Origin of the sequence: Mesorhizobium sp. M1B.F.Ca.ET.045.04.1.1 (genome assembly GCF_003952465.1) — a bacterium.
In the GTDB taxonomy this organism is placed as follows: domain Bacteria; phylum Pseudomonadota; class Alphaproteobacteria; order Rhizobiales; family Rhizobiaceae; genus Mesorhizobium; species Mesorhizobium shonense.
The window spans coordinates 4,169,155-4,195,796 of the sequence record NZ_CP034448.1 but is presented as its reverse complement, the minus strand read 5'-3'; the positions used below and the strand labels follow the sequence as shown (position 1 = coordinate 4,195,796).

The following is a 26,642-nucleotide window of genomic DNA, read 5'->3' as shown; positions in this document are numbered from 1 at the left end:
GAATGGCCGCCTACGACTATATCCATGACGGGATGGCGATCTACGAGCGCTCTTTCGCCATCATCCGCGCTGAGGCGGACCTGTCGCGCTTCTCCGAGGCGGAAGCCGACGTCGCGATCCGCATGATCCACGCCTGCGGCCAGGTCGAAGCCGCCGGCCATTTCGTCTTCTCCAGCGATTTCGTTGCCGCGGCCCGCGCCGCGCTTGCCGCCGGCGCGCCGATCTTCTGCGACGCGGAGATGGTCGCGCATGGCGTCACCCGCGCCCGACTGCCTGCCGGCAACGAGGTGATCTGCACGTTGCGCGACCCGCGCACCGCCGAGATCGCCAAGGCGATCGGCAACACGCGCTCGGCCGCGGCGATCGATCTCTGGGGCGAGCGCATGGCAGGCTCCGTTGTTGCGATCGGCAATGCGCCGACCGCGCTTTTCTATCTGCTCGAAAAGCTGCGCGACGGCGCGCCGAAGCCGGCGGCGATCATCGGCATGCCGGTCGGCTTCGTCGGTGCCGCCGAATCCAAGGATGCGCTGGCCAAGAATTCTTACGGCGTGCCTCACGCCATCGTTCGCGGCAGGCTGGGCGGCAGCGCCATGACAGCGGCCGCGCTCAACGCATTGGCGAGGCCGGGTCTGTGAACGTGATTGCAAAAGGCCGTCTTGTCGGCGTCGGCACCGGTCCCGGCGATCCGGATTTGTTGACGCTCAAGGCCGCGCGCGCGCTGGCCGAGGCCGACGTCGTCGCCTATTTCGCCAAGCGCGGCAACAACAGCAATGCGCGCACCATCGTCGAGGCGCGTTTCCGGCCGGACATGATCGAGCTGCCGCTGCTCTATCCCGTGACGACGGAGATCGACAAGGATCACGACGACTACCGTTCGCAGATCACCGAATTCTATGAGCAGTCGGCCGAGCGGGTCGCCGAGCATCTCGGTGCCGGTAGGATGGTTGCGGTGCTGTCGGAGGGCGATCCGCTCTTCTATGGCTCCTACATGCACCTGCACGTCCGGCTGGCGCATCGCTTCCCGACCGAGGTCATTCCCGGCATCACCGCCATGTCCGGTTGCTGGTCGGCGACCGGCCTGCCGATCGTCCAGGGCGACGACGTGCTGACCGTGCTGCCGGGCACCATGAGCGAGTTCGAGCTGACCCGGCGCCTCGCCGACACCGATGCCGCCGTCATCATGAAGGTCGGCCGCAACCTGCCGAAAATCCGGCGAGCGCTCGAGGCGACCGGCAAGCTGGCGAAGGCCATCTATGTCGAGCGCGGCACCATGCCGGGCAGCGTCTCGATGCGTCTCGCCGAAAAGCCGGACGACAACGCGCCCTATTTCGCCATCGTGCTGGTTGCCGGCTGGTCGGCCCGCCCCGGAGCCCCCGGAGCAAAGCCATGAGCGGCCGCCTCACCGTCATCGGCCTCGGTCCCGGCAATGCCGACCAGGTCACGCCGCAGGCAAGCCGCGCCGTGGCCGAAGCTTCCTTCTTCTACGGCTACAAGCCCTATCTCGACCGCCTCGAGCTGCGGGAGGACCAGACCCGCGTCGCCTCCGACAACCGCGAGGAGCTCGCCCGTTCCAACGAGGCACTCGCCAAGGCGGCCGAAGGCTACAACGTCGCCGTCGTTTCCGGCGGCGATCCCGGCGTCTTTGCCATGGCGGCAGCCGTCTGCGAGGCGATCGAAGCCGGGCCTGCCGAATGGCGCGCTATCGATCTCTCAGTAGTCCCTGGCGTCACCGCCATGCTTGCGGTCGCCGCCCGCATCGGCGCGCCGCTCGGTCACGACTTCTGCGCCATTTCGCTGTCCGACAATCTGAAGCCATGGGACCTGATCGAACTGCGTCTCTTGGCGGCCGCCGGCGCCGGCTTCGTGATTGCGCTCTACAATCCGATCAGCAAGGCGCGCCCCTGGCAGCTCGGCCGCGCTTTCGAATGCCTTAGGGCGATCCTGCCGGGCACGACGCCCGTCATTTTCGGCCGCGCCGCCGGCCGGCCCGACGAGCGCATCGAGGTGTCTCTTTTGGCAGATGCCGACGCAGAAAAAGCCGATATGGCGACCTGCATCATTATCGGCTCGCCCGAAACCCGGATCATCAAGCGGGGCGAACAGCCGGCACTGGTCTACACGCCGCGTTCGGCAACCGGTTCGAAAAAATGATCGACGATTGCCGCCAGCTGATCGACGGTTTCAGCCGAGCGAATGTCCGGCAAGGGCGGCCGGCGCACAATGATCATCTCGATGCCGAGCGCCCGAGCCGCAGCGATCTTGCCATAGGTCGCGTCGCCGCCGCTGTTCTTCGAAACGACGGCATCGATGCCGTATTTTTCGAGCAGAGCCCGTTCGTCCGCTTCCGGGAACGGCCCACGCGCAAGCAGATAGGCCGCGTCCGGAACTGCCAGCTCCGGCTCGACCGGATCCACGCTGCGGATGAGATAGCGATGCTGCGGCGCGGCTTCGAAGACGCCCGCCTCCTGCCGGCCGATCGCAAGGAAGACACGCCGCGGCGCCGTGCCAAGCGCTTGCGCCGCTTCAACAACACTGTCGACCAGCGTCCAGCGATCACCAGCCACAGGCTCCCAGCCCGGACGGCGCAGCGCGATGATCGGCACGCCGGCCTGCCTGGCTGCTTCGGCGGCATTGACCGATATACGCGCCGCGTAAGGGTGCGTGGCGTCGATCAGCAGGTGGATGTGTTCCTGGCCGAGATAGGCCGCCAGCCCGTCGGCACCGCCAAAACCTCCGGCGCGCACCGGGACGCCTTGCGCGATCGGGTTCTCCGTTCGGCCGGCCAGCGACAGCGTTACGGAAAAATCCTCGCGACGCGCCAGCTTTCCCGCCAGTTGCCGGGCTTCCGTCGTTCCGCCGAGGATCAGAATGTTCTTCATGGGCACCATGATGCTCAGCGCTTGCGCTGTCCCTCACCCTTACCCTCTCCCCGTAAGAACGGGGAGAGGGGATCGCCGACGTTGCAACCAGCCTCCTTCTCCCCGTCACTATACGGGGAGAAGGTGCCCGCAGGTGGATGAGGGGCGGCGCGGCATGTCAAAAAACAAGCAGCCAACGCGGAAATGGCTCACCATCGTCGGCATCGGCGAGGACGGTGTAACGGGTCTCGGCGACGAGGCCAAGCGGCAGATTGCCGAGGCCGAAGTCGTCTTCGGCGGCAAGCGGCACCTCGCCCTTGTCGCATCCTTGATCAAGGGCGATGCCCGCTCCTGGCCGACGCCTTTCGACGCCGAAATGCGCGATGTGCTGGCGCTCAAGGGCAAAAACGTCTGCGTGCTCGCCTCCGGCGACCCGTTCTTCCACGGCGTCGGCGTCACTCTGGCGCGCAAGGTCAAGCCGGATGAGATGCTCGTGCTGCCGGCGCCCTCGTCGCTTTCGCTGGCGGCCTCCCGCCTGGGTTGGGCGCTGCAGGATGTCGAAACCATCTCCCTGCACGGCCACTCAATCGACCTCATCAGGCCTTTGCTCCACCCTGGCGCGCGTATCCTCGCGCTGACGTCCGACGGCGACGCCCCAGCTGCAATCGCCGCATTGCTCGATGAACTCGGCTTCGGCCCGTCCCGACTGACGATCCTCGAAGCGCTCGGCGGTCCGGATGAGACGCGTCGCACGGTGCGTGCCGATGCTTCCGATCTCAAAAAGATCAATCCGCTCAACGTGCTGGCGCTCGAAATTGAATCGACGCCGGATGCGCGCATCTTGCCTTTGACCGTGGGCCTTGCCGACCATCTGTTCGAGCATGACGGCCAGATCACCAAGCGCGAGATCCGCGCCATCACGCTGTCGGCGCTGGCGCCCCGGCGCGGCGAGCTGCTGTGGGATATCGGCGCCGGTTCCGGCTCGATCGGCATCGAATGGATGCTCGCGCACCCTTCGATGCGCGCCATCGCCATCGAGGCCGACAACGAGCGCGCCGCCCGCATCCGCCGCAACGCCTCGCATTGCGGCGTACCCGGCCTCGCCGTGATCGAAGGCTCGGCGCCGAAGGTGCTGGCAAAGCTGGAGACGCCCGACGCCATCTTCATCGGGGGCGGCGGCAGCGATGCCGGCGTGCTGGAGAAAGCGATCAAGGCGCTGCGTGCCGGCGGCCGGCTCGTTGCCAATGCGGTGACGCTGGAAATGGAAGCGCTGCTTCTCGACCAGCACACCAGGCGCGGCGGCGACCTTACCCGCATAGCGCTCTCGCGTGCGGCACCGGTCGGGTCTATGCAGGCCTGGCGTCCGGCAATGCCGGTCATGCAGTGGAGCTGGGTGAAACCATGATGGTCGCGGGCATCGGCAGCCGGAAGGGCGTGACGGCAAGCGATGTGCGCGCCGCTATCGAGACCGCGCTCGAAGCGCACGGGTTGGCGATGACCGCACTTTCGGCACTTGCCACAAGCGAAATCAAACGCGACGAGGAAGCGATCTTCCTCGCCGGTCGCGACCTCGCCCTTCCGGTGATCGTCGTCGCCGACGAAGCGTTGCATGTGGTGTCCGCGGACATAATCAGCCGATCCGAAGTATCGCAAGCGCATGCCGGAACGCCGTCGGTTTCGGAAGCCTCGGCGCTTGCCGCGGCTGGGAAAGGTGCAAAACTGCTCGGGCCGCGCACGGTACTTGGCGCGGTGACCTGCGCCATCGCTCTTGGCGGAGGTACTGAATGACCGTCCATTTCATCGGCGCCGGGCCGGGCGCGGCCGACCTCATCACCTTGCGCGGCAGCAGGCTGCTGGCGTCCTGTCCGGTCTGCCTCTATGCCGGCTCGATCGTGGCGCCGGAGTTGCTCGAGCATTGCGCGCCGGGAACGAAACTGATCGACACCGCGCCGATGTCGCTCGACGAGATCGAGGCCGAATATGTCGCCGCCCACAAGGCCGGCCAGGATGTCGCGCGCCTGCATTCCGGCGATCTCTCGGTCTGGAGCGCGGTGGCCGAGCAGATCAGGCGGCTGGAAAAGCACGACATCCCCTACACGCTGACCCCCGGCGTCCCCTCCTTCGCAGCCGCAGCTGCAGCGCTGCGCCGCGAGCTCACCATCCCCGAGCTTGCGCAAAGCCTGGTGCTGACCCGCATCTCCGGCCGCGCCTCGAAGATGCCGCCCGGTGAGACGCTCGCCGGCTTCGGCCGCACCGGCGCCACGCTTGCCATTCATCTCGCCATCCACGCCATCGACCGCATCGTTGCCGACCTCACGCCGCTCTATGGTGCCGAATGCCCGGTTGCGGTCGTCTTCCGCGCCTCCTGGCCGGACGAACGGATTCTCACCGGTACGCTCGGCACGATCGAAGCGCTGCTGGCGCAAAACCCGATGGAGCGCACAGCGATCATCTTCGTCGGCAGTGCCTTGGCCGCGCAGGATTTCGGCGAAAGCTCACTTTACGACGCCCACTACCAGCGGCGTTTTCGCGGACGGGACGGATTGTGAACGGCAGCGCCAACAGAAACGGACGGGCAACGGTGGAGCAGGCGCTGGCGCGGCTGAACTTCAGGCCGCGCGCGCTGGAGCCCGGCCAGGTCTGGCTGGCCGGCGCCGGCCCCGGCGATCCCGGCTGCCTGACGCTGGAGGTGCTGGCGGCGCTCGGCCAATGCGACGCGCTGGTCTATGACGCGCTGGTCTCGCCCGATGTCGTCGCGGTCGCCGAGGGCGCCGAGCTTTTCTACGCAGGCAAACGCGGCGGCCAGCCTTCGATGAAGCAGGACGACATCAACACCCTGCTCGTGCGGCTGGCGCGCGAGGGGCGCCGTGTCGTGCGCCTCAAGGGCGGCGACCCCTATATTTTCGGCCGCGGCGGCGAAGAGGCGCTGGCACTCGCCCGCGAAGGGATCCAGTTCCGGGTGCTGTCCGGCCTCACTTCCGGTCTGAGCGCCTTGGCCGCTACCGGCATCCCCGCCACCATGCGCGGCATCAACAAGGCCGTCATCCTCGCCACCGGCCACGCCGCCGGCACCGATGACGACATCGACTGGGCCGCGATCGCGCGCACCGGCCAGCCTATCGTCGTCTATATGGGCATGGCCAATCTGCCGCTGATCGCCGCAGCCCTGCTCAAAGGGGGCCTCGCGCCATCGACGCCGGCTGCGGTGATCGTCGCGGCGACCACGCCGCAGGAGCGCACCGTCGTCGCCACACTCGCCACGATTGCTGAAGAGGCCGCCGCCGCCGGGCTCGCCTCGCCGGCTTTGATCGTCGTCGGCGGCATCGTTGCCATGCGCGCGGCATTGGCGGGCGGGACATGACGGCGCGGGCGATCATCATCGGCGCGCCGCGCTCAGGCTCGGGCAAGACCAGTGTCACCATCGGCCTCCTGCGCGCGCTGGCCCGGCGCGGCCTGAAGGTCCGCGGCGCGAAGTCCGGGCCGGACTACATCGACCCCGGCTTCCACGCCGCAGCCACCGGGCTTTCCGGTGTCAATCTGGACAGTTGGGCGATGTCGCCCTCCCTGCTGAATGCGCTGGCAAGCCAGGCCGCGGACGATGCGGAGTACGTCATCCTCGAAAGCGCGATGGGCCTGTTCGACGGCATTCCCGCGCCCGAGGGTCGATCGGGCTCGGCCGCCGACCTCGCCCGGCTCTACGGCCTTCCGGTGCTTCTGGTGCTTGACGTTTCCGGACAATCGACCACGGCAGCCGCCGTCGCCAAGGGTTTCGCCACATACGATCCGGGCGTGCGCATGACTGGCGTCGTGCTCAACCGTCTGGGCAGCGAACGTCATCGGCGGTTATCGGGCGATGCGATCGAGGCGATCGGCCTGCCGGTGGTCGGCGCCATCATGCGCGATCCCACACTCAACCTGCCCGAGCGCCATCTCGGCCTTGTGCAAGCCGGCGAATACGAGAACCTGATGGCGCATCTCGACCGGCTGGCCGACATGGTGGAAAAATCGCTCGACATCGACGCCATCCTGGCGCTGGCAACCCCGCTGGAACCTGCGGCTGGCGACTTCGGCGATGCCTTGTCGCCGCCTGGACAGCGTATCGCGCTGGCCGGGGACGCTGCCTTCACCTTCCTCTACCCGCATGTCGCCACGCACTGGCGCAAAGCCGGCGCCGAGATCGTCCCTTTTTCGCCGCTTGCCGATGAGGCGCCAGCCGAAGACTGCGATGTCTGCTGGCTTCCAGGCGGCTATCCTGAGCTGCATGCCGGCAGGCTTGCGGCCGCCGCCAACTTCCGGGCGGGAATGGCGCGTTTCGCCACGACCAAGCCCGTGCATGGCGAGTGCGGCGGCTTCATGGTGCTGGGTGAGGTGCTGGAGGACGCCGGCGGCCAAAGCCACAAAATGCTCGGTCTGCTCGGCCATTCGACCAGCTTCGCCAAACGCAAGATGAACCTCGGCTATCGCGAGGCCCGGCTGCGTGCCGGATGCCCGCTGGGAAGCGAAGGCACGCTGATCCGGGGTCATGAGTTCCACTACGCGCAGATGATTGCGACCGGCAATGACGAGCCGCTGGCCGACCTCGCCGACGGCCAAGGTAACCCGCTTGGGGCGTCAGGGTACCGGCGCAGCCATGTCAGCGGCACTTTCTTTCACGCGATTGCGAGGGGCGCATGAGCGGCCTCTCCGAACCCAGGCAGTTGCTGGACGATATCGGCCTCAACCTTGTCTTCTTCACGCGGCTGAGGCTGCCTTCGGGCGATTTCGGCGGCCGCAATCTTGCCGACGCGATCTGGGCGGCACCCTTTGCCGGCCTCGCCGTGGCGATCATCGGCGCGCTCGCCTACGCCATTGCAGTCGCCCTGGGTCTTGCCGGCGGCCCGGCCGCGGCGCTCGCGCTTGCCGCGACGATGCTCGCCACCGGCTGCCTACACGAGGACGGCTTCTCCGACATTGCCGACGGCTTCGGTGGTGGCGGGACGCGCGAAAGGAAACTGGAAATCATGCGCGACAGCCGCATCGGCGCCTATGGCGCCGCGGCGCTCGGCATCTCCCTGCTCATCCGCTGGAGCGCGCTTTCGGAACTGGCCGGTCCCGGCCACGTCTTCCTGGCTCTTTTGGCGGCGCATGCTTCTTCGCGTGGGCTTTTCGGCGCCTTCATGCGTCTTCTGCCGGCGGCTCGCGCCAACGGCCTGTCCGCAAATGCCGGCTCTGTGAGTGCCGAGACCGCTATTATCGGCGCGGCTCTCGGGGCCGTGGCGCTGCTGGCGCTTGGCCTTGGCGGCGCGATCGCCGCGCTCATCCTGCTCGGCCTGTTGTTTGCCGCGTTCCGCGCGCTTTGCCTCAGCCAGATCGGCGGCCAGACCGGCGACACGATCGGTGCCCTGCAACAGCTCGCCGAGATCGCGGTCCTCCTCGTGGCCTCAGTTTCCCTATCCCCCTGACTCTCAATTGGAGACATTGCCCCCATGTCGTTCAAATCGTTCGAAGACCTCCGAGCCGCCTGCCTAGACCTTCCCGCTGGCAGCGACGCCGCTGCCAACGCCGTCGCCCGCCGCCAGGACACGCTGACCAAGCCGCAGGGCAGCCTCGGCAGGCTTGAAACGATCGCCGCCTGGCTGGCCCGCTGGCAGGGCCGAGAGATGCCGAAGCTCGACGCGGTAAAGGTCTTCGTGTTCGCCGGCAATCACGGCGTCACCGCGCAGGGCGTGTCGGCCTACCCGTCGGAAGTCACCGTCCAGATGGTGGCCAACTTCTCCGGCGGCGGCGCGGCCATCAACCAGCTTGCCCGCGTCGCCGGCGCCAGGCTCGACGTCATCCCGCTCGATCTCGACCATCCGACCGGCGATTTCACGCAAGTGCCGGCGATGGACGAGAAGACTTTTCTCGCCGCCGTCTCGGCCGGCTACGACGCCGTGTCCAAGGATCTCGACCTCGTCTGCTTCGGCGAGATGGGCATCGGCAACACCACGCCGGCGGCGGCGATCTCGACCGCGCTGTTCGGCGGCGGCGCCGAGAAATGGACCGGCCGCGGCACCGGCGTCGATGACGCTGGAATGATCCGCAAGATCACGGCGATCGAGGCGGGCCTCAAGCGCCACACCGATTCGCTATCTGACCCGATTAAGATCGCCGCAGCGCTCGGCGGGCGCGAGCTCGCCGCCATCCTCGGCGCCACGCTCGCCGCGCGCCGCAACAATATCCCGGTGCTGCTCGACGGCTTCGTCTGCACCGCAGCCGTCGCACCGCTGGCAAGGCTGCACCCGACGGGGCTTGCGCACACAATCGCCGCCCATGTCTCGGCCGAGGCCGGCCACCGCCGCCTGCTCGAAGCGCTCGGCCTGCCGCCACTGCTCGATCTCGGCATGCGGCTCGGCGAGGGCTCCGGCGCCTGCCTTGCCGTCAACATCGTGCGTTCGGCGCTGGAGTGCCATGCGAAGATGGCGAGCTTTGCAGAGGCCGGTGTTTCAGAAAAATAAATCGATCGAAATTTCAACGCTGTTGAAACATCGAAATAACGCCATCTTGATTATTTCATGGGACAGAGATGTCTCACGGGAGATCGATCGATGTATTTGAGGTACCTAATATCCGCTGCAATTCTTGTTGCAGCGGCTTCGCCAGCCTCGTCTCAAGAGCAATATGTTCGCCCGCTTCGCCCGGGCGACGATGGGTCGGCCAGGATCCAGTCTTCCTTCTCGATGACCCTACCGGTCAAGGATGACGAAGACGCCGGCGCTCAGCAGCAGGTAGCGCTTCGCTCCTTCTACAAGGTCGCGGCGGGCAGTTGCGCCATCGTGGTAGAGACCGTGGCCGACACATGCGAGATCACCGGCATGACGACCAACGTCAACGCCCGGGACCGCAACGTCGGCGGCTATGGCGGATCGCAGATCACGGTGACCGGGCAGATCACGATGAAGGTCAAGTTCAAGGCCAATCTCGGCAAGACGGCGTTGTAGCCCAATCAAGTCACCGGACCAGATCCGGGCCGCCCTGGTTCCGGCGGCGTTTCCCCTGAAACGGTGAACCGCTCTAACGGGATCACCTGGCGTGGGCGCCGTCATGCGGGACTTGGCCTCCGGGAGAAGGCCACTGGTGTCGAAAGCCTGCCGGCGACGGCCGCATCATTTGATCTTGATGGCGATGAGCCTGGGGCGGCGCAGTCCCAAAGAGCGGACGGCGATGGAAGCCAGCCTTTTGTAAATCCTTGCTGCCTCGCGCAATGCCGCGCCAGGAGCGCGGAGACGTTTTGGCCTCTCATGGCGCACGATCACGGATGGAAAACGCGGGGCGGCGGTGAATCGGTCCTGTATGCAGAGCGCCGGACCGATTTTGTAGACCTTCAAGCCGGGCAGCCCCTCGTTGAAGAGGTGTTGATCGAACTCTTGATTGATTTCCGTGAAAGTGGCGTGCAGCTTCGCGGCGCATTCACGCGAAATGATATAGGCCGCCGTTCCGGCGAAGCCTGAGAGCGCCTGATACAGCTTTCTCCCCAATGCTCTCTGTCCGGTTTCGACGCCGACAAACCGTTTTCCGAGCTTTTCGAGATGAACGATGTCGGCATCGACCGGTATCCACGACACATCATTCAAGAATGCGGGCAGATCCGCGCCAAGATGCGCATCGTCCTCGAAAATCGCGGCGAACCTGTCAGGCCCACTGGCGATTTCCTTCCAAATCGCGCGATGGCTGAAGAAGCAGGCGACCGCTTCCTTCGAGACATTGAACTGAGTGGCGACACTGTCCGCGATCGAAGCATTGCTCACCGCGTCAAATCGTTCGATATCCAAGCCTAGCCGGCTTGCTTGAGCGTCAAACCATTTCCGACGGTCAACGGAGACCGCCAAGTTGATGTAGAACGACCGCATTTTGAATACCCCCGAAGCCCGAAACCGTTCTAGCTAAGGAAAGGCAACAGCTCAATACATCCCTGATCAGGATTAGCGGTCGCGGATGCGCTTTTGCACAGAGTTACTCAGATAGAGGACTTCCGTAGGCACTGAGCCTCGAATAGAATTGGCCGATGCTGAAGCTTCGTCCGTTTGCCGCTGCCTTCGCCATTGCCCTGTCGCCGGAGTGCTTCGCCGCAGCGGATATCTTAGCTACGGCCTGATCGACACTGCGGTTCTTATTCTTTTCTTGATTTTTGTCTGATGGCTTATCAGCGATTTTTCCGGGGGCAAGGAACCTGTTCTGACCGACGCCAAAGATGGCGTTGACAACAGCCTGGCCTTTCGATTCGGCAAGTTCCTGAACCGTGTTTTTCGACGCGGACGCAGCGTCTAATCTCGGCATATCGGAGAGTTGATTGGTGGGTGTGCACAGGATCGAACTGTGGACCCGCTGATTAAGAGTCAGCTGCTCTACCAACTGAGCTACACACCCACACCGCCGGGAAACCCAGCGTCGGCGGGCATATAGCCGCCGGATTCGGTGATGTCTAGCCCTGCCGGATCATTTCCCGACAAATCGCCGAATTGCCGCACCGGTCAAACAAAGAGGCTGCCTTCCGCCACCTTGATGGCATGGCCGCCGATGCGCGCGGAGGCCAATTTTCCGCCGTCGACATTGAGCTCTAGCCGGATGCGCGACGGCCTGCCCATCTCCAGCCCCTGCTCGATCCAGAGCTGCGTGATTCCGTCGGTCGGGGCGTCGAAATGCATGATCGCGCCGGCAAAGGCAGCCGCGGCCGAGCCGGTCGCCGGGTCTTCGTAGGACGGGGTACCGGGCACGATCATGCGGACATGGAAGGCGCTGTCATGGTGCACCGTCTCGCGGCAATAGACATAGGGGCTGGCGAAAGCCCAGTCGCTCTTGCGAGGCGCCAGCTCCGACCAGGCCTGGTTGTCCAGCCTGACTTTTGCCGCCGCATCGAGGCCAGAGACCGGAATGGCGACATAGGGCACGCCGGCCGACCAGAAGGAGACGCGGTGATTCTCGAAGCCGATCTCGTGCGGCGCAAGGCCGAGCGCTGCGCCGATCATTTCCGGGTCGGCGGCGAGTTCCAGGCGATCCGGCAGTTTCGCCAGATCGAATTCGGCATAGATGGCGCCGTCATGCTTGCTGACCGCGCAGCGCACTGGGCCGATATTCTCCTCCAGCACGAAGACCCCCGCCGCCTCGCCTGCCAGTTCCGCCAGCGCGATCGCCGAGCCGACCGTCGGATGTCCGGCGAACGGCATCTCATAGTCGGGCGTGAAGATGCGAATCCGATTGCGGTGCTTGGGATTGTCGGGCGGCAGCACGAAAACCGTTTCCGACAGGTTGAATTCACGCGCGATCGCCTGCATGGCGGCCGTCTCCAGCCCTTGGCTGTCGAGCACGACGGCGACCGGATTCCCGGCCAGCCGCTCGGTCGTGAATACATCGTAAAGCAAGTAGCTGCGTGCCATCGAGAAAACCTTCCGCCTCATCCCGAATTTTCCGCCTCAATCCCAACATGAGGAAAATTTAATTTGAAATTCGAACCTTAAGGCATGATTTGTGCACCAATAGGGACAGCAAATTTTCGCTATAGGGGTCTGGGGTGGACCAGGTTGTCAATCCGCCAAACGCAGAATCCGACACTTCCATCGAAGCCGCCCTCGGGCTCGACCGCAAAGGCGTGAGCCGCAAGCGCCGGCGCGGCTGGCTCTATGCGCTGCTGGCGCTGGCGGTAGTGGCGGCCGCGATTGGCGCCTACCGGTGGAACGCCGCCGCGCCGCCCCGAATCGAATACACGACTGCTCCGGCGACGGTCGCCGACCTGACCGTCCAGGTCTCGGCAACCGGCACGTTGCAGCCGTTGACCCAGGTCGACATCTCCAGCGAGCTTTCCGGCATCGTCCGCTCCGTCGCGGTCAACGAGAACCAGCAGGTGAAGAAGGGCGACGTGCTGGCGACGCTCGACACCGCCAAGCTCGAGGTCCAGATCGAGCGCGCCACCGCCTCGGCCAAGGCGGCCGCAGCTAGCGTCGAGGACGCCAAGGTCACCTTGCAGGAAAACGAGAACGCGGTGGCCCGCGCGAGCGCGCTCACCAAGCGCGGCATGGCGACGGACCAGTCGCTGGAGGCGGCGACCGCGACGCGCGACCGCTCCAAGGCTTCACTCGACAGCGCCGAGGCCAATCTCGCCATCGCTCAGGCCGATCTCAAGGCGCAGCAGACCGATCTTGCCAAGAGCACGATCTACGCGCCGATCGACGGCATCGTGCTCACGCGCTCGGTCGATCCCGGCCAGACGGTCGCCTCTTCGCTGCAGGCGCCGGTGCTATTCGTCATCGCTGCCGACTTGCGGAACATGGAACTGCAGGCGGCGGTCGACGAGGCCGATATCGGCCAGGTCAAACCCGGCCAGCATGCCCGCTTCACCGTCGATGCATTCCCGGACCGTCCGTTCGACGCTGAGATCCGCGACATCTCCTACGCCTCGGTCACCACCGATGGCGTCGTCACCTACAATGCCCGGCTCGAAGTGGACAACAGCGAGCTTCTGCTCAGGCCCGGCATGACCGCCACGGTCGCGGTGGTGACCAGGCAGGCCAGGGACGTGCTCACCGTGCCGGCCACTGCCTTCCGCTACCGCCCGGTCCAACAGACGGCCCGCGGCTGGAGTCTGCGCGACCTGTTCACTGGCCGCATGGGCCGTCCCAACCGGCAGCGTGAGGCGACGAAGGCGCCGACCGACGGCTCGCGCACGCTCTATGTCCTGGAGAATGGCCGGCCGCATCCCGTCAACGTCAAGATCGGCTCGACCGACGGCGAGTTGACCGAGATCACGTCCGGCCTCGAGCAAGGCGCCGAGGTCGTCACCGGCTCGCAGCAGCGGAGTTGACGCCATGTCGGCTCCCCTGCTCATTACTTTCGACCAGGTCTGGAAGAGCTATGGCGAGGGCGAGGCGCGCGTGCATGCGCTTGCCGGCGTCGATCTTGCCATCCGCCGCGGCGAGTTTGTCGCCATAATGGGCCCCTCCGGCTCGGGCAAGTCCACCGCCATGAACATCATCGGCTGCCTCGACACGCCGACCGCTGGGACCTACAGATTCGAGGGCATCGACGCCGGCCGGCTCGATCGCAACCGCCGCGCCCTGCTGCGCAACCTCTATGTCGGCTTCGTCTTCCAGGGCTACAATCTCCTGCCCCGCACCACGGCGGCGGAAAATGTCGAGCTGCCTCTCATCTATCGCGGCGTCTCCGCCCGCGAACGCCGCGAACTCGCCATGCAGGCGCTGGCTGAGGTCGGGCTTGTCGGACGGGAGCACCATACGCCTGCCGAGCTCTCGGGCGGTCAGCAGCAGCGCGTGGCGATCGCGCGCGCCATCGTCACCAAGCCGACGCTGCTCGTCGCCGACGAGCCGACCGGCAATCTGGACACCGCGCGCACGCACGAGATCATGGAATTGCTGACCAGACTGAACGCCGAGCTCGGACTCACCATCGTCATGGTCACGCACGAAGCCGATGTCGCGGACTATGCCGAGCGCACCGTGCGCTTCCTCGACGGCCATGTTGCCTCTGACACAGCGAAAGCCGAGGCCGCATGATCTGGGAGACCGTCCGCCTTTCGCTGATTTCCATCCGCAGGAACGTGCTGCGCTCGTTCCTGACGCTGCTCGGCATCGTCATCGGCGTTGCCGCCGTCATCGCAATGCTGACCATCGGTTCGGGCACCACCGAGAAGGTCAAGGCCGATATCTCGAAGCTCGGCAGCAATCTTCTCGTCGTCCGCGCCGGCCGTCCCGCCGGGCCCGGCGGACCGGGCGGGCTCGACCAGGTCACCCGACCGCTGGCCGCCAAGGATGTCGAAGCGCTGGTCGCCCACCTCAGCGGCGCCCGCGCCATCGCGCCGGCTTCGCAGAAGCAGGTGCGCGTCATCTTCGGCACGGAGAGCCTGACGTCGGGCGTCACCGGCACCGACAGCGCCTATCTCGACGCGCGTGACTGGAAGCTGGTCTCCGGCCGCCCCTTCAGCGATTCCGAGACGCGCGCCGGCGCCGGCGTGTGCCTGATCGGCGAGACGGTGCGCCAGCAATTCTTCGACGCCGGCGATCCGGAGGGCGAGACCATCCGCGTCAACCGCACGTCCTGCAGGATCATCGGCCTGCTGGAGCCGAAGGGCTACACCGGCTTCGGCCAGGACCAGGACAATGTCGTGCTGATGCCTTTAGCCGCCTACCAGCGGCGAATCGCCGGCAATCGCGACATCGACAATATCTACATTGCCGCCGACGACAGAACGCCCACCACCGAACTGCAGCCGCGTGTCGAAGACATCTTGCGCGACACGCGCCGCATCACGCCGGACCGCGATCCCGATTTTTCGATCCGCGACATGACCCAGATCGCCGACGCCATGGCCAGCGCGACCACGACCATGACCGGAATGCTCGGCGCCGTCGCCGGCGTCAGCCTTCTGGTCGGCGGCATCGGCATCATGAACATCATGCTGGTGTCGGTCACCGAACGCACGCGCGAGATCGGCATCAGGCTGGCGATCGGCGCGCATGAGAAGCACATCCTCATCCAGTTCCTGGTCGAGGCGACGGTGCTGTCGCTGCTCGGCGGCATCATCGGCATCCTGATCGGCCTGGCGCTCGCCGGTCTCGCTTCGGCGACGCTGACGATACCTTTTGCGCCGAGCCCGGCGGTCATCCTGCTCGCGGTCGGCTTCTCGGCGCTGATCGGCATGGTATTCGGCTTCTTCCCCGCGCTGCGCGGCGCAAGGCTCGATCCGATCGACGCGCTGAGGCACGAGTAGGCCCACGCGGCTTTTGCCGCGCCTCTGGCCTGCAGGAGCTGTTAAAACGGAAGCCGCGCATTCTCCTTGACCTCCTTCATGACGAAGAAGGTCCGGGTTTGCCGGACGCCCGGCAGCGCGATCAGCTTCTGCCCATGCAGCTTGTTGAAATCCGCCATGTCCCGCACCCTTATCTTCAAGAGATAGTCGAAGTCGCCGGCCACGAGGTTGCAATCAAGCACCTCCTTGAGTTTGAGCACGGCCTCCTCGAAAGCGGCGAAGCTTTCCGGTGTCGAACGGTCGAGCACGACGCCGACCATCACCAGCGCGCCAAGCGCTACGGCGGCGGGCGCGATCTCCGCCCTGACCCCGGTGATGTGGCCCTCTTCAAACAGGCGTTGCGTGCGCCTATGGCATGTGGCGGCGCTGACATTCACGCGCGCCGCCAGTTCCGCATTGGTCAGCCGTCCCTCGGACTGAAGGGCCCGCAGGATCTTGATGTCAATGCGATCGAAGGCTGGTTCGGAAGATTCTTCCATTTTTACGGTTCCAAATGGATGATTGGAGCCAACCTTAGCGCATTTTCTTATGAGAGTGGAAAAATCCTGGAGAACCTTCGAGAGCACCTTTCGCCCTTATTCGTCTATCATCTGTCTATCGAAAACGACCACGGCGGAGGCAGATCGATGTCACTTCTCGACAAGTTTGAACGCTATCCGCTGACCTTCGGCCCGACGCCGATCGAGCATCTGCCCCGGCTGAGCGCGGCCTTGGGCGGCAAGGTGCAAATCTACGCAAAGCGTGACGATTGCAATTCCGGTCTCGCCATGGGCGGGAACAAATTACGAAAGCTCGAATACATCGTGCCGGACGCTATTCGCTCCGGCGCCGACACGCTGGTGTCGATCGGCGGCGTCCAGTCGAACCACACCCGCATGGTCGCCGCGACAGCGGCCAAGATCGGCATGAAGTGCGTGGTGATCCAGGAAAAATGGGTGCCCCACTATGATGCGGTCTACGACCGGGTCGGCAACATCCTGCTGACCCGCCTGATGGGCGCTGACAGCCGGCTTGTAGACGACGGCTTCGATATCGGCATTCGTAAGAGCTGGGAGGACGCGATCCAGTCGGTGAAGGACGCGGGCGGCAAGCCCTATCCGATCCCCGCTGGCGCCTCGGTGCACAAGTACGGCGGGTTGGGCTATGTCGGCTTCGCAGAAGAGGTCGCCAGGCAGGAGGCCGAGCTCGGCTTCACCTTCGACTATATCATCGTGTGCGTCGTGACCGGGTCGACGCAGGGCGGCATGATCGTCGGCTTTGCCGCGCAAGACCGCGCCGACCGGGTGATCGGCATCGACGCCTCCGGGACGCTCGAACAGACCCGCGCTCAGGTCCGCCGCATCGTCGACGACACCGCCGCCCTCGTCGGGCTGGGCCGAGCCGTCCGCGACGACGAAATCGTGATCAATCCCGACTATGCCTATCCGGCTTATGGCGTTCCGTCTGAGGCGACGAATGACGCGATCCGGCTGGCAGCCCGCACGGAGGCTATGATCACCGATCCGGTCTATGAGGGAAAGTCGATGCAGGGCCTGATCGATCTGACCAGGAAAGGCTTCTTCCCCGAGGGTTCAAGAATCCTTTACGCGCATCTCGGCGGCGCGCCGGCCATCAACGGCTACAGCTACTATTACAAGGACGATCGCCCGGCGACTAACCTCGCGAGCGAGCTCGGCGCCCAGGAACGCGTGCCTGAGGACACGTTACCTCCAATCTTTCCATGATCGAGCTTCCGTCCGGCTGGCTGCCTGGTGCATGTCGCCCAAAAGTGTGCAGCGGTTTTGGGATAACGACATGCATAAAAACAAAGACGTAAAGCGCGTCACCCCTTTCAGCGCGACGCGCTTCAGTGACGGGTTGCCGGGGTCGCGGAAGACGTTCCGCTTGCTCGCAAAGGCGACATCAAGGATCAGAGGTCCTCGTCACTGCCAGCAAAATGCCATTCGATGAGCGGCTTCATATGCCCCATCAGACCGTCTGGCAGGTCATCAGCATGGCGGATGATGACCGGGCCCTCGATCTCCGGCTCGTTTTCAGCGGCAACGAAGGCACCGATGCGCCGCGAGATCTCGTCGGCCGGCTCGGCCACCCGGTAGCGGCGGAAAATCACCGTGCCGCTCGCTGTCGATAGCGCGTGGTAGCGCCGTCCGCGCCGGGCCGCCGACAGGTCGATGCCGGTCTCCTCGCCCACCTCGCGGATCATGTTGAAATCGACATCGACGAGGCCGTCGCGGAAATCGATCGGCTCGAAGGAGCCGGCGGCGAAATAGACTCGGCCGGCATTGACTGTATGCGAACCCATGCGGATCGCCACCAGCGCATTGTCGCCGGCGACCAGCACGGCATGCGCATAGGCATGTTCGGCGCCGCTCAGCTCGCGGTTTTTGCGCCAAAGCATGAAGGTAGAGTACTTCACGGCATGGCAGCGGCCCACGAGCCGGCTATCGCGATAGGCGAGCGCCGAAAGCAGCACCACCGTGCCGTCATAGAGCGCCGGCTTCGCCTCCATCTCGCGCCGCCAGTTTTCGGCGATCGCTGCCTGGTTGTCGCGTTCGAAAGGATGAAGGCTTGGGTCGAGCAGTACGTCGACTGCGTCGACCGGCAAAATGACGTTGCGCGGCAGGTCGAAACTCACGGGCTCAGGCCATGTCCAGAGTGATCACCACCGGGCAATGGTCGGAGGCCTTCGGCCTGTCCCATCCAGCACGCGGGAAACGTTCGACTTCCTGGCCGGACGGAAAGATGGTGCGCCAGGGCTGGCCGCTGCGGATGATGTCCGGAACTGCCGTCGCGTTCTTCGCGGCGAGCGCTTTCGACAGCAGGATGTAGTCGAGTTGGCACAGATGCCGCTCCTCCGGCCCGCGTGTGTGATAGAAACTCCAGCGGTCCATCTCCGGACGCCGCTCGACGACATTTTCGCAAAAGCCGCCGGCGGTCAGAACATTGATCGCGGACTGGGCCTCGTCTACCACCTCGAAACGATAGCCGTCGAAGCTGTCGCCTTCGATCTTCACGCGCTGCCGATAGTCGTTCATGTCGCCGCAGATCGCCCAGCGCTTGTCGGCGGCATGGTCCTTGCCGAAACGCTCCTCGATGATGCGGCGCACGGCCTGCGCTTCGGCGATGCGCAGCGGCATCGTCGCTTGGCGGCCGTCGAGCCCGTTGCGCGGCGAACCCATCGACTTGAAGTGCACCAGATAGAGCGTCAGCGGCACGCCGCCAACCGTCACGTCGATTTCAAGGCAGTCGCGCCGGAAGATGCGGTCGTTGGCCAGATGTCCAAGCGCTGCAAGCTCCGGCGTGAACAGGCCGAACTGCTCGAACGTGACATAGGCATGGCTGGCCATGCGCACGAATTCGATCGGCTGGCCCTGGGCTGTCTCGCTGCGCATCATCACGGCGACGTCGATACCGCGGGAGTCGTTGCCGGCGGTGGTGTATTTCTGCCGGTAGCCCTGCCCGATCATCTTGAAGAGGTAGCCATATTCGAAGGCCTTCAGCGCCTCGATGTTATCGACCTCCTGCATGCAGATGATGTCCGCTCGGGTCGCTGCTATGGCGAGCGCGGTAAGCTGGCGGGTATCGTCGGACTGGGCGATGGTGCGCGCCTGTTCGAGCAGCCTGTACTCAGCCTCGCTCTGGATATCGAACAGCGCCAGTGTGCGGTCCTCGTTGAGCTGGTTGCGGTAGCCGGAGAAATCGAACCTGTTCATCAGGTTCTCGACGTTGAAGGTGGCGAGGCGCAGCGACATGGCCGAGACCTTTGCCCGCAAGCAAGAGCGAAAACAAGGGCCAGGCGACACCAGTCATGGTTGACGGAACCTTTCCGTTCATCCTCCGTTCAGACGGAAAGTCCCATCAATAGGCCTCTTCCCGGGGTATTTCTGGGCGTGGGGCCTTTACTCCTTGGAGAGTGAAATGAAACCGCTCTTGTCTTCCCTCGGCTCCGGGCTGGTGGCCCTGAGCCTCATGGCAGGCCTGACGGCGCCGTCGATCGCCGGCCCGATCCTGCAGCCCGATCTCTCGACCGCCACCAGCGCGGTGGCACCCACGATCATCCCCGTCCGCGACAGTTGGGCTGGCGGCAACAACTACTCGCCGCAGATGTATGACTGGCGCTGGCGGCGCGGTGGCGACTGGCGCGGCCGCGACTTCAGATGGCGCGGCGGCGACTTCCGCGGCCGTCATTTCTCCCGCAACTGGGATGGCGGCAGATGGGATGGAGACTGGCGCTGGCGCCACCATCGCCATCATCGGCATTTCGGTGGTGGCGACGCGGCCCTTCTTGGGTTAGGCCTCGGCTTGGGTCTAGGCGCCCTAGCCTACGACAACTACTATGATCCCTATCCGCGCTACTATCAGCCGCGGCGCATTTACCGGACGGAGCGGCTTTCCAGCGCCCATGTCCAGTGGTGCTATGATCGCTACCGGTCCTATCGGGCCTGGGACAACACGTTCCAGCCCAATTACGGCCCGCGCCGGCAGTGCATTTCGCCCTATATCTGAGCCGGTCCGCAGGAAGAATGAGACGGCGCCCATCGCGGCGCCGTTTCCTTTTCGGCAAGAAAGAAACCGCCTGCGGAGGCAATAACCTTAAATTTAGCGGGAACGTCTATTGGTGATGCGATGCCCCGCATGACGATCGCGGTGCCGCGATCCGCTAGGACATGCCCGCCATGGCTGAGAACGAGTTGAGAGGCAAGCACAGGCAACGCGTACTGAAAGGCGCGGCGATCCTGACCGGCATCAACAATTCCGAGGTCAAGTGCACGGTGCGCAACATGCATCCCGGCGGCGCCGAGCTGAAGGTGCCGATCGAGGCGCGCGTGCCCGACGAATTCCTGCTCTACGTGGCGACCGACGGCGTCGGCTACAAGGCGATCGTCCGCTGGCGCCGCGAGAACCGCATCGGCGTCGAATTCACCGGCACCGAGCCGAAGCCGCATTGGCATTACGGCTGAGCATGAAAAGCCGGCGGATCGCTCCGCCGGCCTGTGATTCACAGTCTAAAGACCGACAATCAGTTCTCGCTTTGTCGACCAGCTTGTTCCTGGCGATCACTCCGCGCGACCGCAGGGGCGAAGCCCGAGGACGCGCAAGGCAGAAGAACGTGGATCGCCTTAGTTCTTGGCCTTGTCGACCAGCTTGTTCTTGGCGATCACTCCGCGCGACCGCAGGGCGAAGCCCGAGGACGCGCAAGGCAGGAGAACGTGGATCGCCTTAGTTCTTCGCTTTGTCGACCAGCTTGTTCTTGGCGATCCACGGCATCATCGCGCGCAGCTTCGCGCCGACTTCCTCGATCTGGTGGTTGTCGTTGTTGCGGCGGATGCCCTTGAAGCGCGACAGGCCGGCGCGATACTCCTGCATCCATTCCGAGGTGAACTTGCCGGTCTGGATGTCCTTCAGGATGCGCTTCATCTCAGCCTTGGTGTCGGCGGTGATGATGCGCGGGCCCGAGACATACTCGCCCCATTCGGCGGTGTTCGAGATCGAGTAGTTCATGTTGGCGATGCCACCCTCATAGATCAGGTCGACGATCAGCTTGACCTCGTGCAGGCACTCGAAATAGGCCATTTCCGGCGCGTAGCCGGCTTCCACCAGCGTCTCGAAACCGGCGCGGATCAGCTCGACCAGGCCACCGCACAGCACCACCTGCTCGCCGAACAGGTCGGTCTCGCATTCCTCGCGGAAGTTGGTCTCGATGATGCCGGAGCGGCCGCCGCCGACCCCGCAGGCGTAGGAGAGCGCAAGGTCGAGCGCGTTGCCCGAGGCATCCTGGTTGACGGCGACCAGGCACGGCACGCCGCCGCCCTTCTGGTATTCGCCGCGCACCGTGTGGCCCGGGCCCTTCGGCGCGATCATGACGACGTCGACCGAAGCCTTCGGCTCGATCAGGCCGAAATGCACGTTGAGGCCGTGCGCGAAGGCGATCGCGGCGCCGTCGCGGATGTTCGGCGCGATCTCTGATCTATAGATGTCGGCCTGCAATTCGTCGGGCGTCGCCATCATCATCAGGTCGGCCCACTTGGCGGCATCCGCCACGCTCATCACCTTGAGCCCGTCGGCCTCGACCTTCTTGGCGGTTGCCGAGCCGGCCTTGAGACCAATGGCGATCTCCTTGACGCCGGAATCCTTGAGGTTGAGCGCATGCGCCCGGCCCTGGCTGCCATAGCCGATAATGGCGACCTTCTTGCCCTTGATCAGATTGAGATCGGCGTCACGATCGTAATAGACACGCATTTCGTCTTCCTTCCCGTTTTGAAGATCAGAGCATGATGCCGAAAAGTGTGAAGCGGTTTTCGGACGACATCATGCTCTATCTCTTTGATTTAGAGCCGGATTCAGATTTCAGGTCGACTTGACCTGAAATCATCCGGCTCCAGGGCCTTGCGGCCCGGTTTTTGCTCCGTAAAGAGCGAGAAACTGCTGCGTCGCCCGCACGGCATCGCCGCCGATCGCCGCTTCAGTCAATTCCAGCCGGTCGCCGAGCAGAAGCCGGATCTGCACATCGCGGGCGACCAGCCCGAAAAAGCTGCGGAATGCCGTCTCGGCGTCGTCGAAGCCAAGCAACCCGGCCTCTTTGCCTGCTTCCAGCACCGGCTTCAGGCGCCTGGCCAGCGCGAAACGCCCATTCTGCAGCACAATAGCGCCAAGATCGTCCTTGCCGGAACCGGCATGGCCGACAGCCACGCGGTTGAGCGCGACGGACGTATCGCTGGAAATCACCCTCAGCCAGTCGGAGGCGAAGCGTTCGAGGCTTGCCGTCAGCGAAGCAAGGTCGAGACCCTTCCGGTCGACCGGCGCCACACGTACTTTCGAGGCCTGCCATTGCACCGTCGCGGTCAGCAGCCCGTCGCGGTCGCCGAACCATTTGTAGAGCGTTTCCTTGGAACAGCTTGCCCGCCGCGCCACCGCTGTCATGGTCAGGTTGTCGCCCTCCTCGACCAGCAGGCGAAGCGCGGCGTCCAGAACGGCTTGCTGCCGCTCGGTGAGCGCTTCGCTGGCATCGATGTCCGGCACGCTGTGCAACACGTTTCCCTCGGCTCACGCCCACCAGTCCAGGGCGTACCGTACGTTACGGTTCGGTTCTATGCCGTATTGTCCGAAGCCATGCAAGCGCTATTTTCCATTCCTTGCCGGAGGAACAAGATGCTGGCCGGTCTGCTTGCCTTGGCAGTTGCAGCCGCCTTCACCGGCGCCGCTGTCTATGTCAGCGTCGCGGAGCAACCGGCGCGGCTTACCCTCGACGACAAGGCGCTGCTGCTGGAGTGGCAACCCTCCTACAAGCGCGGCGCCGCCATGCAGGCCTCGATTGCCGCTATTGCCTGTCTTCTTGGCCTCGTCGCTTGGTGGCAGGCCGGCAGTCTTGCCTATCTGGTCGGGGCGGTGCTGATCATCTTGCCCTGGCCATGGACATTGATCGTGATGATGGCGACAAACAAGGCGCTGTCGGCGATGGATGCTGCTGCCATCAATCCACAAGCCAGGGCCTTGATCGTCAGATGGGGGAACATGCACCTGGTTCGCGCAGCCCTCGGCGTGCTGGCGACGCTGGCATTTCTGTGGGGCAGCCACCTGACCTGAATCCGCGCGATCCCACCGGGCCGGCTCAGGCGGCAAGTCACTCCATGACCGGCGGATCGCGCAGCCGCCCGAGCAAACGGGCCAGCGTCTCCAACTCCTCGGACGAAAGCCTGTCGCCCATCAGCTCCGATATGGTTTTTCCGTAGACTGCCCATAGGCGGCGGCGCGTCTCCCGGCCGCTTGGCGTGATGCGTACCGTCTGGCCGCGGCCGTCATCCGAGACGGGCAGCTTTTCCACCAGGCCATCCGCTTCCAGCCGGGCGAGCAGCCGTGAGACGTTGTACTGCGCCAGCAGGACGCGATCGATCAGCTCGAACGGCCGCAAGCCGCCCTCGCCCGCCTCGGCAAGTTCGTGCAGCACGTCGTACCAGGCAAGCGGCGGCAGACCCTCGGTCTTCAAAGCATCCTCGGTCTTTTCGACCAACTGGCGCGATACGCGCATCAGGCGGCCCCAGGCTTTGATGGCGTCGGGCGAAGGAGATTTTTTCGTCATCGGCGGGACCCTATTCGATAGATGCAATTGCATCAAGCTTGACGATCGATGCAAGTGCATCCATATAGATGCAATTGCATCAATAGGGAGTACTCCGATGAAACATGAAATCTGTAAAGTGGCCGATATCCCTGAGACCGGCAGTCTGGTCGCGCCCTTCTTCGGCCGCGAGGTCCATGTCTGGCGCAGCGGCGAGCGCATCCGCGCCGCGGCCAATGCCTGCCTGCATTTCGGTGGGCCGCTCGACTGCAAGGACGGCACATTTGTTTGCCAGTGGCACGGCGCCCGCTTCGACATGGAAAGCGGCGAGCGTCTCGAAGGCCCGGCGCCAAAAGGCTCGCGCCTGATGTTCCTGTCGACCCGCGTCGAGGACGGCACGCTGAACTATGTCTGGGGAGAGTGAGATGACCGCAAGGCTAACCCTCGTCAGCCATCACCTTTGCCCCTACGTCCAGCGCGCGGCGATTGCGCTTGCCGAGAAAGGCGTGCCGTTCGAGCGGGTCAATGTCGACCTTGCCAACAAGCCGGACTGGTTCAAGGCCATCTCGCCGCTCGGCAAGGTGCCCTTGCTTCGCGTCAGGCGAGATGACGCGGAAGAAGTCATTTTCGAATCCGCCGTCATCCTCGAATTCCTCGAGGACACCGAGGCCAATCCCTTGCATCCGGCCGATCCGCTCATGCGGGCCCGGCACCGCGCCTGGATCGAATTCGGCTCGGCTATCCTCAACGCCATCGGCCGCTTCTATTCTGCTGGCGACGAGGCCGCTTTTTCCAATGAAAGCAAAGCTCTGTCGCAAATGTTTGCGCGCGTGGAGGCGGAATTGTCGGCGAGGCAGAGCGGTCCATGGTTCGCCGGTGACCGCTTCTCGCTGGTCGATGCCGTCTACGGGCCGATCTTCCGCTATTTCGACACCTTCGACCGCATCGGCGATTTCGGCGTTCTCGACGGAAAGCCTCTGCTCCAAACTTGGCGTGAGGCCTTGAGCAAGCGGCAATCGGTCAGGGAAGCGGTCGGCGCCGACTATCCGCGGCGGCTGCACGCCTTCCTGCGGGCAAAGGGATCTTATCTTTCCGAGATCATCCGGCTGCAGGCCATTGAAACTCCGCAAGCCCGATCGGCCTGAACGGGTCGATCACCGTACCGGCGACCATGGCGGCGAGGAATTGCGGTCCCGGCGGGATCCTCGCCGCTACCGCCACCAATCGGTCGCGCACGAACGGCAAGACGACGGAGTCCGACTGGTAGAACGGCGTCAACGACAACGACAGCGCCTGGAAGACCCGCACATGCCAGCGGCGCGCCCGTGCATAAGCCTCCAGCGCCTCGTCGATCCCGTTCGTCCGCGCCAGCGCGTGGCTGAGTGCCGCCGCGTCGAGCAGGGCCATATTGGCGCCTTGCCCGAGCTGCGGGCTGGCCGAATGCGCGGCGTCGCCGATCACCGCCAGCCGTCGGCCCGCCGGCAGCGTCATCGTGTGGTGGCCGTAACGGGCGAGCGAGAGCTGCTCGAAACTGTCGATCTGGTTGGTGAACGCCTCGCATTCCGGCCAAACGGAAACCACCCTCTCCTTCCAGGCGTCGAGGCCCTCTGCCCGCACCTGTTCGACGTCGGCGGGCTTCAGGCTCCAGAAGAACGCGGCCATGCCTTCCGCGCCAGGTTCCGGCCGGCCGACCGGCAGCACACCGAGCATGATGCTTGCCTTGTCGTAGCGCTGCAGCAGCGCCCTTTCGTCAAAGCCGTGACGCCAGCCGAGGGACGCCCAAAAGGCGCCATAAGTGAGTGGGCGCAGCACAGCCATGTCGCCAAGGCATTGCCGCAGCCTGGAGCGCGCGCCGCTGGCATCGACGACCAGATCGAAGGGCCCCAGTCGCTTTCCATTGGCACAGACCGGCCTCGCACGCTCGCCCGTATCCAGCGCATCGATCTCGACATTGGTTTCAATGGGAATTTCCGCGCGTCGGGCGGCGCGATAGAGCACACCGAAAAGGGCAGCGCGATGCACGGCGAGGCCGAAGCGGCGGCCGCGCCGAGCGTCGTAGCGCACGTCGAGCACTGTTCTCCCGCTTTTCGCATCCGTGCCGTGCAGCCGCTCGATGCGGCTTCCCCGCGAAAGAATCTCGTCGAGCAGGCCGAGATCGGCGAGCACCGTCAGCCCGGTCGGCTGCAGCATAAGGCCAGAGCCGACAGGCTTCGGCTCGTCGAAGCGCTCGAAAATGGTGACCTTGTGCCCTGCCCGCTTGAGGTAGAGTGCCGCGGCCAGTCCGGCCGGACCGGCGCCGGCAATCGCGATCTCGTAAGACTTGCTCATTGCCCCCAACCCGAACCGGCGGGGAACAATCCCGCACAGAAAGCGCCAGATCAAGCGGCGCTTTGACGCTTATCCCGCGGGAGGAAAAGCTCAGGCCTGCGCGTTGTCGAAGGCGGCGCGCGCTTCGCGCACCGCATCATGGTTGAGTTCGGCCCATTGGATGAGCAGTTGCAGTGGCGCGAACATCGAGCGGCCGAGATCGGTGAGGCTGTATTCGACGCTCGGCGGCTTGGTCGGAAAGACTTCGCGATGCACATAGCCGTCGCGCTGCAGGTCGTAGAGCGTCTGCGTCAGCATACGCTGCGAGATATCGGGCACCAGGCGGCGCAACTCCCCGAACCGGTAAGGCCTCTCGGCCAAAGCCATGACCAGCAGCGAGCTCCATTTGCCGTTGATGCCCTGGATCACGTCGCGAACCGGGCAATCGCCGAAATTGCCGCCACCGGTCATGGCCTTGTAGACCTCGAGCTTCGATTTCAGGTTGAAGATCTTGCTGTCCATGGCGACGTTCCGATGAGCGAATGACGGCCAGCCTGGTGGTTCCCCGGCTGTGCCTACCTCCCGAAAAACTGCCTTCTTTACGGCCTCGGGTCAATTCCTATTTTAGCGCTGGTCTCTTTTTGAG

Annotated in this window: 31 protein-coding genes and 1 tRNA gene; 20 read left to right on the top strand and 12 right to left on the bottom strand. The window is 64.6% G+C overall.

Annotated elements, in window-relative coordinates; translation table 11 throughout:
* Window positions 1-2: 2 nt before the first annotated feature.
* From EJ071_RS20665 to EJ071_RS20655, 3 genes are read left to right on the top strand one after another with little or no spacing between them, the layout of a single operon-like run.
* Complete coding sequence (locus tag EJ071_RS20665) at window positions 3-635, top strand: precorrin-8X methylmutase (RefSeq protein WP_126099535.1); 633 nt, start codon at window positions 3-5, stop codon at window positions 633-635.
* Window positions 632-1,390 carry a precorrin-2 C(20)-methyltransferase gene (locus tag EJ071_RS20660; protein ID WP_126099534.1) on the top strand — a complete coding sequence of 253 codons (759 nt, stop codon included), beginning with the start codon at window positions 632-634 and terminating at the stop codon, window positions 1,388-1,390. Before EJ071_RS20665 ends, EJ071_RS20660 begins: the two co-directional genes overlap by 4 nt.
* Window positions 1,387-2,151: a precorrin-3B C(17)-methyltransferase gene (locus tag EJ071_RS20655; RefSeq protein ID WP_126099533.1), complete on the top strand. Its 765-nt coding sequence runs from the start codon at window positions 1,387-1,389 to the stop codon at window positions 2,149-2,151. The genes EJ071_RS20660 and EJ071_RS20655 overlap by 4 nt, the downstream gene beginning before the upstream one ends.
* Here EJ071_RS20655 and EJ071_RS20650 read toward each other — a convergent pair.
* Window positions 2,115-2,879: a cobalt-precorrin-6A reductase gene (locus tag EJ071_RS20650; RefSeq protein WP_126099532.1), complete on the bottom strand. Its 765-nt coding sequence runs from the start codon at window positions 2,877-2,879 to the stop codon at window positions 2,115-2,117. The genes EJ071_RS20655 and EJ071_RS20650 overlap by 37 nt on opposite strands.
* A gap of 154 nt (window positions 2,880-3,033) precedes the next feature.
* Here EJ071_RS20650 and cbiE point away from each other — a divergent pair, with 154 nt between their 5' ends.
* The 8 genes from cbiE to EJ071_RS20610 all read left to right on the top strand — a co-directional run bounded on the left by cbiE (window position 3,034) and on the right by EJ071_RS20610 (window position 9,817).
* Window positions 3,034-4,263 carry a precorrin-6y C5,15-methyltransferase (decarboxylating) subunit CbiE gene (cbiE, locus tag EJ071_RS20645; protein WP_126099531.1) on the top strand — a complete coding sequence of 410 codons (1,230 nt, stop codon included), beginning with the start codon at window positions 3,034-3,036 and terminating at the stop codon, window positions 4,261-4,263.
* Window positions 4,260-4,646 carry a cobalamin biosynthesis protein gene (locus tag EJ071_RS20640; RefSeq protein WP_126099530.1) on the top strand — a complete coding sequence of 129 codons (387 nt, stop codon included), beginning with the start codon at window positions 4,260-4,262 and terminating at the stop codon, window positions 4,644-4,646. Before cbiE ends, EJ071_RS20640 begins: the two co-directional genes overlap by 4 nt.
* Window positions 4,643-5,407, top strand: a complete 765-nt coding sequence (cobM, locus tag EJ071_RS20635) for a precorrin-4 C(11)-methyltransferase (protein WP_126099529.1) — start codon at window positions 4,643-4,645, stop codon at window positions 5,405-5,407. Before EJ071_RS20640 ends, cobM begins: the two co-directional genes overlap by 4 nt.
* The gene (cobA, locus tag EJ071_RS20630) at window positions 5,404-6,219 is read left to right on the top strand and encodes a uroporphyrinogen-III C-methyltransferase (RefSeq protein ID WP_189521143.1); all 816 of its coding nucleotides are present in this window, start codon (window positions 5,404-5,406) and stop codon (window positions 6,217-6,219) included. Before cobM ends, cobA begins: the two co-directional genes overlap by 4 nt.
* Window positions 6,216-7,532 carry a cobyrinate a,c-diamide synthase gene (locus EJ071_RS20625; protein ID WP_126099528.1) on the top strand — a complete coding sequence of 439 codons (1,317 nt, stop codon included), beginning with the start codon at window positions 6,216-6,218 and terminating at the stop codon, window positions 7,530-7,532. Before cobA ends, EJ071_RS20625 begins: the two co-directional genes overlap by 4 nt.
* Window positions 7,529-8,299 carry an adenosylcobinamide-GDP ribazoletransferase gene (locus tag EJ071_RS20620; protein WP_126099527.1) on the top strand — a complete coding sequence of 257 codons (771 nt, stop codon included), beginning with the start codon at window positions 7,529-7,531 and terminating at the stop codon, window positions 8,297-8,299. Before EJ071_RS20625 ends, EJ071_RS20620 begins: the two co-directional genes overlap by 4 nt.
* A 24-nt stretch (window positions 8,300-8,323) precedes the next feature.
* Window positions 8,324-9,334 carry a nicotinate-nucleotide--dimethylbenzimidazole phosphoribosyltransferase gene (gene cobT / locus EJ071_RS20615; RefSeq protein ID WP_126099526.1) on the top strand — a complete coding sequence of 337 codons (1,011 nt, stop codon included), beginning with the start codon at window positions 8,324-8,326 and terminating at the stop codon, window positions 9,332-9,334.
* Between the two features lie 222 nt (window positions 9,335-9,556).
* A complete protein-coding gene (locus tag EJ071_RS20610) occupies window positions 9,557-9,817 on the top strand; it encodes a hypothetical protein (RefSeq protein ID WP_126099525.1) in 261 nt (86 codons plus the stop codon).
* Between the two features lie 165 nt (window positions 9,818-9,982).
* Here the strand turns inward: EJ071_RS20610 and EJ071_RS20605 are convergent, their stop codons facing one another.
* The 3 genes from EJ071_RS20605 to EJ071_RS20595 form a co-directional block, all read right to left on the bottom strand.
* Complete coding sequence (locus EJ071_RS20605; protein ID WP_126099524.1) at window positions 9,983-10,726, bottom strand: glycosyltransferase family 25 protein; 744 nt, start codon at window positions 10,724-10,726, stop codon at window positions 9,983-9,985.
* Between the two features lie 441 nt (window positions 10,727-11,167).
* Window positions 11,168-11,243 (bottom strand) — tRNA-Lys (locus tag EJ071_RS20600).
* A 104-nt stretch (window positions 11,244-11,347) separates the two neighbouring features.
* Window positions 11,348-12,250: a PhzF family phenazine biosynthesis protein gene (locus EJ071_RS20595; protein ID WP_126099523.1), complete on the bottom strand. Its 903-nt coding sequence runs from the start codon at window positions 12,248-12,250 to the stop codon at window positions 11,348-11,350.
* A 134-nt stretch (window positions 12,251-12,384) separates the two neighbouring features.
* Between EJ071_RS20595 and EJ071_RS20590 the strand changes: the two genes are divergently transcribed.
* The 3 genes from EJ071_RS20590 to EJ071_RS20580 are packed head-to-tail and all read left to right on the top strand — an operon-like array spanning window position 12,385 to window position 15,594.
* Window positions 12,385-13,671 carry an efflux RND transporter periplasmic adaptor subunit gene (locus EJ071_RS20590; protein ID WP_126099522.1) on the top strand — a complete coding sequence of 429 codons (1,287 nt, stop codon included), beginning with the start codon at window positions 12,385-12,387 and terminating at the stop codon, window positions 13,669-13,671.
* A 4-nt stretch (window positions 13,672-13,675) separates the two neighbouring features.
* Complete coding sequence (locus EJ071_RS20585) at window positions 13,676-14,380, top strand: ABC transporter ATP-binding protein (protein WP_126099521.1); 705 nt, start codon at window positions 13,676-13,678, stop codon at window positions 14,378-14,380.
* Complete coding sequence (locus tag EJ071_RS20580) at window positions 14,377-15,594, top strand: ABC transporter permease (protein WP_126099520.1); 1,218 nt, start codon at window positions 14,377-14,379, stop codon at window positions 15,592-15,594. Before EJ071_RS20585 ends, EJ071_RS20580 begins: the two co-directional genes overlap by 4 nt.
* 41 nt (window positions 15,595-15,635) lie before the next feature.
* Here the strand turns inward: EJ071_RS20580 and EJ071_RS20575 are convergent, their stop codons facing one another.
* Complete coding sequence (locus EJ071_RS20575) at window positions 15,636-16,112, bottom strand: Lrp/AsnC ligand binding domain-containing protein (protein WP_126099519.1); 477 nt, start codon at window positions 16,110-16,112, stop codon at window positions 15,636-15,638.
* Between the two features lie 147 nt (window positions 16,113-16,259).
* Here EJ071_RS20575 and EJ071_RS20570 point away from each other — a divergent pair, with 147 nt between their 5' ends.
* A complete protein-coding gene (locus EJ071_RS20570) occupies window positions 16,260-17,357 on the top strand; it encodes a 1-aminocyclopropane-1-carboxylate deaminase (protein WP_245459929.1) in 1,098 nt (365 codons plus the stop codon).
* Between the two features lie 185 nt (window positions 17,358-17,542).
* Here the strand turns inward: EJ071_RS20570 and EJ071_RS20560 are convergent, their stop codons facing one another.
* On the bottom strand, window positions 17,543-18,268 hold the full coding sequence (locus EJ071_RS20560) for a hypothetical protein (protein WP_126099517.1): 726 nt from the start codon (window positions 18,266-18,268) through the stop codon (window positions 17,543-17,545).
* 4 nt (window positions 18,269-18,272) lie between these two features.
* Entirely contained in the window at window positions 18,273-19,385 is a 1,113-nt protein-coding gene (locus tag EJ071_RS20555; protein ID WP_126099516.1) for an endonuclease/exonuclease/phosphatase family protein, read from the bottom strand.
* A 166-nt stretch (window positions 19,386-19,551) separates the two neighbouring features.
* Between EJ071_RS20555 and EJ071_RS20550 the strand changes: the two genes are divergently transcribed.
* Together EJ071_RS20550 and EJ071_RS20545 are read left to right on the top strand one after the other, a co-directional pair.
* Window positions 19,552-20,139: a BA14K family protein gene (locus EJ071_RS20550; protein ID WP_126099515.1), complete on the top strand. Its 588-nt coding sequence runs from the start codon at window positions 19,552-19,554 to the stop codon at window positions 20,137-20,139.
* A 170-nt stretch (window positions 20,140-20,309) separates the two neighbouring features.
* Window positions 20,310-20,594, top strand: a complete 285-nt coding sequence (locus EJ071_RS20545) for a PilZ domain-containing protein (RefSeq protein WP_126099514.1) — start codon at window positions 20,310-20,312, stop codon at window positions 20,592-20,594.
* A gap of 259 nt (window positions 20,595-20,853) precedes the next feature.
* On the opposite strand, the gene ilvC is transcribed toward EJ071_RS20545, so the two are convergent.
* Window positions 20,854-21,873 (bottom strand): ketol-acid reductoisomerase, encoded by a 1,020-nt coding sequence (gene ilvC / locus EJ071_RS20540; RefSeq protein WP_126099513.1) that lies wholly within the window; start codon window positions 21,871-21,873, stop codon window positions 20,854-20,856.
* A gap of 129 nt (window positions 21,874-22,002) precedes the next feature.
* Entirely contained in the window at window positions 22,003-22,665 is a 663-nt protein-coding gene (locus tag EJ071_RS20535) for a TetR/AcrR family transcriptional regulator (RefSeq protein ID WP_126099512.1), read from the bottom strand.
* Between the two features lie 120 nt (window positions 22,666-22,785).
* Here EJ071_RS20535 and EJ071_RS20530 point away from each other — a divergent pair, with 120 nt between their 5' ends.
* The gene (locus EJ071_RS20530) at window positions 22,786-23,217 is read left to right on the top strand and encodes a DUF1772 domain-containing protein (RefSeq protein ID WP_189521556.1); all 432 of its coding nucleotides are present in this window, start codon (window positions 22,786-22,788) and stop codon (window positions 23,215-23,217) included.
* 37 nt (window positions 23,218-23,254) lie between these two features.
* On the opposite strand, the gene EJ071_RS20525 is transcribed toward EJ071_RS20530, so the two are convergent.
* Window positions 23,255-23,710, bottom strand: coding sequence for a MarR family winged helix-turn-helix transcriptional regulator (locus EJ071_RS20525; protein ID WP_126099510.1), 456 nt, complete (start codon window positions 23,708-23,710; stop codon window positions 23,255-23,257).
* A 97-nt stretch (window positions 23,711-23,807) separates the two neighbouring features.
* Between EJ071_RS20525 and EJ071_RS20520 the strand changes: the two genes are divergently transcribed.
* Both EJ071_RS20520 and EJ071_RS20515 read left to right on the top strand, forming a co-directional pair.
* Window positions 23,808-24,113 (top strand): Rieske (2Fe-2S) protein, encoded by a 306-nt coding sequence (locus tag EJ071_RS20520; RefSeq protein WP_126099509.1) that lies wholly within the window; start codon window positions 23,808-23,810, stop codon window positions 24,111-24,113.
* A 1-nt stretch (window position 24,114) separates the two neighbouring features.
* Complete coding sequence (locus tag EJ071_RS20515; protein ID WP_189521141.1) at window positions 24,115-24,834, top strand: glutathione S-transferase family protein; 720 nt, start codon at window positions 24,115-24,117, stop codon at window positions 24,832-24,834.
* On the opposite strand, the gene EJ071_RS20510 is transcribed toward EJ071_RS20515, so the two are convergent.
* Together EJ071_RS20510 and EJ071_RS20505 are read right to left on the bottom strand one after the other, a co-directional pair.
* Window positions 24,788-26,017 (bottom strand): NAD(P)/FAD-dependent oxidoreductase, encoded by a 1,230-nt coding sequence (locus EJ071_RS20510; RefSeq protein ID WP_126099507.1) that lies wholly within the window; start codon window positions 26,015-26,017, stop codon window positions 24,788-24,790. The two genes, EJ071_RS20515 and EJ071_RS20510, sit on opposite strands and share 47 nt — an antisense overlap.
* Before the next feature lie 90 nt (window positions 26,018-26,107).
* Window positions 26,108-26,518: a helix-turn-helix domain-containing protein gene (locus EJ071_RS20505; protein ID WP_126099506.1), complete on the bottom strand. Its 411-nt coding sequence runs from the start codon at window positions 26,516-26,518 to the stop codon at window positions 26,108-26,110.
* Window positions 26,519-26,642 lie beyond the last annotated feature (124 nt).